We start from the raw sequence: 6,704 nt of genomic DNA, 5'->3' as shown, positions 1-6,704 counted from the left end.
CATAGCTTTTATCAAGAAAGTAGCGTACAGCTTTGTTTGTTGCTTCAAAAATTTTAAGACCTTTTTTTGATTGGGCGTGTTGGATTTCTGCAGATGAGAGGTAGTGAAAAAAGGCAGTTTTATTTCCTTGTTCATCTTCACGAACATTTGTTGTTACAGGTCCTTCAGGAGGGAATTTATCTTCTACGAGTGTTCCATAGTAGAAGTGAACTGTAGAACTTGTTACTCTTAATGTTCCACCCACTTCTTTTTCACGCCTGTCGGTAAATACGGTAAGGGGGTGAAGGGACTGTGGCTTTATGTTGAGACCTACTTCTTCTTCGACTTCTCTGTGAATTGCATCCTCAAGAGTTTCTTGTGGCTTTCGGATTCCTCCTACTGTTTTTATGTGGTTTGAGAGCGTTCCATCTGCTTTTTGTTCTTGTACGAAGAGAAACCTGTCTGTGTTAGGATCTTTAAGAAGAAGTCTTACTTGTTGTTCGAGGTGTAACTCTTCTCTTTCTGGTCGCAAGTTTGCTAAACCCCTTAAGTTCTGTTCTTCATATTTTTTTTGTGCTTGCATTGTTGAGATGGGTTATGAGTTATGTGTTTTGCCCTAAACCCGTTTTGTATTAAGGAAACGGCTGTGTTGTTTAGGACTGTTTGTTCTTCTTTGTGTTGTACATCGTGTGCACAGGTTAATAAATGATTGCTACAAGGATCCCTTCAACTTGTTCAAAACGCACTTTTTCAGGATCTTCTGAAGGGTTGTTATCTCCTTTAAGAATAAAGTATACTCCTTTTTCATCTTCTCCTTTATCTATCACTCTATGAATGACATATCCTCCCACGCTTTGTGATTTGTAGGAGATGACATCACCTATGCTTATATCATCAGGAGATGTAGGTTTGATTTCTATGCCGTGTGCTGTTTCATCTAGGAGAGGATCCATGGAATTAGTATTCGTAAATGTCGCCCATGATGCACCTTCTACGTCAATTGTTACTTGGTGTGCGTAGACGCCAATATCTGACTCCTTGATATGATCTGCAGGGGATAGTCGTTCTGGCGCGCTAAAACCCCTGAATCCTACGGGAAATGGGCTTTTCATATCTACATAGAAGAGTTGTGTGAGAAGAGATTGCGTTATGAGCCCCATGCTAAAGATGAGTATGAGTATGAGGGTGTTGAGATATCTCATAACGTGTGTTGTTCTCCTTTATCTATATAAATCTAGCGAAAAATACTTACTACAAAGTAGTTACATAGCAAGGTATTTATAAAGAAAGCACTCGAATGCAAACCATGAGCGATGAAATTCCTGAAGAAGAAGTTGTCACTGTTCCCGAAGAAATAGAGGTACGACCACCCACAGAGCGCAAAAACAGACCCCATCTAGGATATATGTGCTCAAAAGACTTCTTATGGGAAAGCGAAGAGAAAAAGATTGAAGAGTGATACCTTTAAGCAGAAATCCCATTCTACAACTCCCTCCCAGATAATCACTTGCAACCCCCTCCACGCTCAAAAACCAAGGAAAAGGGCTAAAAGAAGAAAAACACTAAAAGAACACCGTTTTGGATTGTTTGCTTATCTTAACCTTACTGTTTCTAGGTTTCGCGGTGCTTGTGTCTCAATTCTAAAGGTTTTGTGAATAGAACTTGCAAGATCAAGACAATTGCCACGATCACCATGGTTTACGAGCACTCTGCGAGGCCGAGGAGAACACCGCTTAATGTACTCCATCAACTCACCTCTATCCGCGTGACCCGAAATCTCAATCTTGGATACTTCCATCTTTACCTCAAGCGTTTGCGGACGACCAGATTTTTCGTAACCAAGAATGATTTCCTTTTCTCCTCTACGCACTTTTGACCCTAATGAACCCTCTCCCTGATAACAAGAAAATACCAACGTGTTACGAGGATCTTCTGCCATTGCCTTGAAATATTCAACAGAAGGCCCTCCCACCAGCATACCTGAAGTTGCAATGATAATTGCAGGCTCTTCTGATTCAATAACAGCCCTTCTTTCTTTTGCGGAACCCACCCGCTTTACGCATTCATGCAGGAACGGGTTGTTATCTTTGTGGAAAATCTCATTACGCACACGCGCATTCAAGAATTCAGGATATGCTGTATAAATTGCAGTGATGTCCCAACACATCCCATCAACATACACAGGAACAGGATCGATCTCGCCAGACTCAATAAGCTTGATAACAAAAACAATGACTTCTTGCGCTCTTCCAGAACCTAGCGTGGGAAGTAATAATTTCCCCCCACGTTTAAATGTTTTTTTAACAAGATCACCAAAGTGAGAATTCTGCTCCATAATATCTTCAGTAACAGAATCCTTTCCCCCATACGTTGATTCAATGAGCATAGACTCACAACGAGGAAACTTATTCTCGGCACCTTGCAAGAGCAACGTGTTACGATACTTAATATCTGCTGTGTAGACAAAATTATGAAGCCCATTTCCAATATTAAGGTGAACTTGACAAGATCCTAGCATGTGACCCGAGTTATAAAACGTCAAACGCACATCAGGAGTGATATCAGTTACTTCTTTCCAGTCCACAACAATACAGTGCTTTACAAATTCTTTAACATCCTCAACATCATATAACTCCTTTTTCCCCTCCATTTTTGTGATCTTAACATGATCTAACATCAAGAGTGCGGAGAGATCTCTTGTTGGAGCTGTGCAATACACAGGTCCTCGATAACCAAATTTATACAAGTAAGGAATTAGTGCAGAGTGATCTGAATGTGCATGAGACAAAATTACTGCGTCGAGTTCATCAATGCGAAAATCAGGAGCTTCAAGATAGGGAAAAGGCTCATCCTCACTTGCAACGTTAATACCGCAGTCAAGCAAGATACGAGATTCTGGTGTTTGAAGTAACAGACAAGATCTTCCTACCTGCCTTCCTCCCCCTAAAAAAGTAAGGCGAACCCATTCATCTTTTTTCCCTCTAATCCACCCATCGTAGATGCGATGACCTACCTTGTTGAGAAATTTACGACGATAATCAGAATGTTCATATAAAACGCTACGAATATTCTCAATCAATTGGGATCTAATAGGAGGTGTGCGTTTGAGCTCCGCAACCCAAAACGTTTTCTGTTTGATTTCTTTAAGCGTTGCTCCATTCTTGCCAATAGCACTTCCAGGTTTTTCCGCATGAATGATGACTTGGGAGCGTTGATCATCAAAAATAATGTCAGTAACACCTGCTTCTTCGGGAATCGTTTCCATAATTACCTTCTTAGTGTATTCTTTATCCTTGCACAATTCGGGATCAGGTCGTATCTCAATACGTTTTTTGAATTCAGAAACAAGTTCTCTAATAAGAGGCATGCTATCAAAAATTAACTCTTCATCCTTTGTGTACAGCACAATATTCGCAGCTTCAAAGCCCGCATCAGTAATTGCACCTTCGGGCAATTTTTTGAGTATCTCCTTTAAAATCAAGTTTTCAGCCATGATAAGAACACCTTTAAAAGAATTAAACAAGCGATGTTTCTGCTATCTTTGTTGATATTTTCTCCACACCGTTTTTAGTAATTTTCCATAAGTCAACCCCGTTTCCTGAAGCTGAATCTCGTGCAAGTGCTGCCGTGATTGCTTTAAGAGCAAGATCCGCTCCTTCATCTACACTCATACCTGGTTTGTAGAGCGTTTCAAGCACTCCAAACGCAAATACAGATCCAGAACCTGATGCAATAAAATCTTCTACTTCTGCGATAGACCCATCAGGGAAAATATCGTAGAGTTCGAGTCCTTTTGCGTCAACGCCTCCAAAGAGGAAGTGGGAAATTCCAGGAATCATCGACATTTTACGAATGTTCTGGTACACCATTCCTGCAAGGAGTGTTGCTGCGGATTTTACTGAGCTGGGCTTTCCTTCTCTTATCTCTTTGAGGCGAAGCTCAGCTCTGATGAGCTTAATAAGAAGTTGGATATCTGCAACAGAACCCGCAATTGTAACTGCCATTTTATCAGTTACTTCGTGGATTTTCTGTGCTTTTTTCTGTGCTATGAGATTTCCCGCAGTTGCTCTTTTATCAGCTGCAAGGACGATACCATCTTTACAGACAATACCTACAGTAGTTGTTCCTGTTTTGAGCTGTTCCATGTGAATATACCAGAATAGGTGGTTGATAATCGTAATCGGAGAGGTGATTTATAAAGGTTTTGTTCATGAGCAATCTGACAGCACAAGAAAAGTAGCACACAAGGTAACCAAGAACACACCAGGAAGAACACAAAAAAGAGAAAAAAGAAAGAAAAGGCAAAAAAGAAAGGGTGAAAAAAATTTATCGCTTGATGATCCATGCAAGCAAGAGCAGTGCCACAAGCGCTGAAATCACCAATACCACGGTTGAATTTTCAGAGATCCAGCTCTTTTCAGGAGTTGATGCAAAAACTCCGCTTGACGTTGGAACTTCATTATATTCAACAATGATTGGTTGTGGTTGAACTACTTGTTGTGGTTGAGCATTCTGCACCGGTTGTTGCACTTGTGTTGTCGTTTGTGTACTTGCTTGTTGCTGTGAAGATTGCTCAGAAGTATCATCAGAGGAATCCTCAACACCACTATCGCACGCTTCAACACGAAGTGTAGCTGTCCTTGAGAGAACCTCGTCCCCATCATCATATTCCACGTCAAGTTTAATAGGATATGAGCCGGGTTTCACACCTGAAGCAGAAATCGTGAGGGTATCCTTAAACTCAACATCATCACTCTCACCACCTGCATCAACGTCTTCTTCAACAAAGTAGTTAAGGTTCAGCGCATCGCTTACTGCACGGAAAACAGTATCATCCTCATCCTCACGTCCAATATTAATAACGCTAAATCTTAACTCAGCAGTCTCATCACACGAAATTGTCGTAGGAAAGAGTTCAAATCGACCCCAGATAAGTTGATGGCGTTCTTTGTCAACTCTTGCAGTGTATGTTTTATTAATTCTATGGATTGTGCCATTTTCATCTTCTGCTTCAAATTCAATGAGCACATCAAAATTGCCATCCTCTACTTTAAGAGGAATATCAAACTCAAGAGTTGCACTTTCTTTTTTTCCTGGCTTAATATCATCAAAGTCTGCGTCTTCTTCAAGATCATCGCCATCGTCAATGTCAAAAATAGTGATGACAACTTCTCCGTTTTGCATTTCTAGATCTTGTCCTGGAATGTCTTTATCGTAGAGGTTTTTCACGTCAATTTCAAACTCCACTTTTGATCCTGGAAAGATATCAAATTTAGAGTCGCCCTCGTCGGCTTTGTCATCCTTGCCGTTGATATCGTCCGTTACCTTGATGTCTATACTTGAGAATTCAAGATACTGGACATTTTCATTAGTTGTGTTTGTCTCATTGGCAGCAGCCACTGCTGCAAGACAAAGAACAAAAACACTTATCCAAAGTAATACCTTATTCATTGCAGTTCCCCCTAATAAATAGTCATTATGAGTTAATGATTACAACACATCACGTTGTTTAAATACCTATTGTTGTCACGAAATTGTGACGTGACACTCTCGAAGAAGTAAGAAGAAAGAATCTTCCTTTCTAATAACTTTTGCTGAAATAAAAGTTTGCGGTGGCTGCTTCTTTGCAAGCAAAGCACGTTTCATGTTTAGGTTCAGGATCATCAAGTGGTTGGCAACGCGAAGAAGCCCCTGTTTCCTCTTTTACTTTCTCTTCGCACTCTTCCCTTCCACAAAAACTCACTTGAACACGTTTACGCGCTTCAATCATTTTTTTGAACTCCTCATAGGAATTCGTACTAACCGTTAAACGTTCTTGTAATTCCAGCGCTTTATCGTAAAGATCATTATGCATAGCTTCTAGGAGTTCTTCAACCACTTGAGCAACATCCTTAATTTCAACTATTTGTTTTTCTCCAGTGTCCCTGCGAACAACAACGCAAGAGTCAGAGTCAAGGTCTTTTGGACCTATTTCTATGCGAAGAGGAACCCCTTTTAATTCCCATTCTGAGAACTTGAACCCCGGAGAGTGCTCTTCACGATCATCGATGTAGGGGTTGAACTGTTTTAACTTATCAGCAAGTAGTTCTGCTGTTTCAATAACAGCATCACGAGAATCTTCAAAGAGGATAGGAACAATCACTACTTTGTTTTTTGCAACTTTTGGAGGAAGAACAAGACCTTTGTCATCAGAGTGTAGCATTACTGTTGCACCAATGAGCCGTGTTGAGAACCCCCAGCTATTCTGCCAAGGAAGAACACCATTGTTTCCTTCCCTATCTTGAAAGGAAATGCCAAATGCCTTTGCAAATCCCTGTCCTAGGTTATGTGATGTTCCGCATTGTAATGCTTTTCCATCAGGCATAAACGCCTCGATGGTAAGAGTGTAAACTGCACCTGCAAATTTTTCACGATCCGATTTTCGCCCAATTGTTGTAGGTAATGCTAACACATCCTTGCAGAGCTTCTGATACTCTTTGATCATCATCTCCGTTTCAATATCACACTCTTCAAGAGTTTCATAGACATTATGACCTTCTTGCCAGAGGAATTCGCGCGAGCGCAAAAACAATTTTGTTTGCTCAGTTTCCCAGCGCACAACATTAGCCCATTGATTAATTCGTAGGGGTAAGTCTCTCCAAGAACGAATCCATTTGGCGTAAGAATCATACATGATGGTTTCAGACGTTGGTCTTAGTGCAAGACGCTCACCAGAATCTTCATCT

6 protein-coding genes are annotated in these 6,704 nt (G+C 40.7%); all 6 read right to left on the bottom strand.

Translation table 11 applies throughout. The features are described 5' to 3' along the window. Positions 1–562, bottom strand: a 562-nt coding sequence (locus tag D6774_04945) for an NUDIX hydrolase (GenBank protein ID RME77297.1), incomplete at its 3' end; no start/stop codon positions are given. 115 nt (positions 563–677) lie between these two features. Then, positions 678–1,181: a signal peptidase I gene (locus D6774_04940; GenBank protein RME77296.1), complete on the bottom strand. Its 504-nt coding sequence runs from the start codon at positions 1,179–1,181 to the stop codon at positions 678–680. 389 nt (positions 1,182–1,570) lie between these two features. After that, on the bottom strand, positions 1,571–3,472 hold the full coding sequence (locus tag D6774_04935) for a beta-CASP ribonuclease aCPSF1 (GenBank protein ID RME77295.1): 1,902 nt from the start codon (positions 3,470–3,472) through the stop codon (positions 1,571–1,573). 22 nt (positions 3,473–3,494) lie between these two features. Next, on the bottom strand, positions 3,495–4,124 hold the full coding sequence (locus tag D6774_04930; protein RME77294.1) for a proteasome subunit beta: 630 nt from the start codon (positions 4,122–4,124) through the stop codon (positions 3,495–3,497). A gap of 181 nt (positions 4,125–4,305) precedes the next feature. Further along, the gene (locus tag D6774_04925; protein RME77293.1) at positions 4,306–5,430 is read right to left on the bottom strand and encodes a hypothetical protein; all 1,125 of its coding nucleotides are present in this window, start codon (positions 5,428–5,430) and stop codon (positions 4,306–4,308) included. A 130-nt stretch (positions 5,431–5,560) separates the two neighbouring features. Next, positions 5,561–6,704 (bottom strand): proline--tRNA ligase (locus D6774_04920; GenBank protein RME77292.1); only part of this gene is annotated, 1,144 nt, incomplete at its 5' end.

The sequence above is a fragment of the Candidatus Woesearchaeota archaeon genome (assembly GCA_003695435.1).
Classification (GTDB): Archaea; Nanobdellota; Nanobdellia; order Woesearchaeales; family UBA11576; genus J101.
The sequence above is the reverse complement of the archived record's forward strand: the minus strand, read 5'-3'. Positions and strand labels throughout refer to the sequence as shown.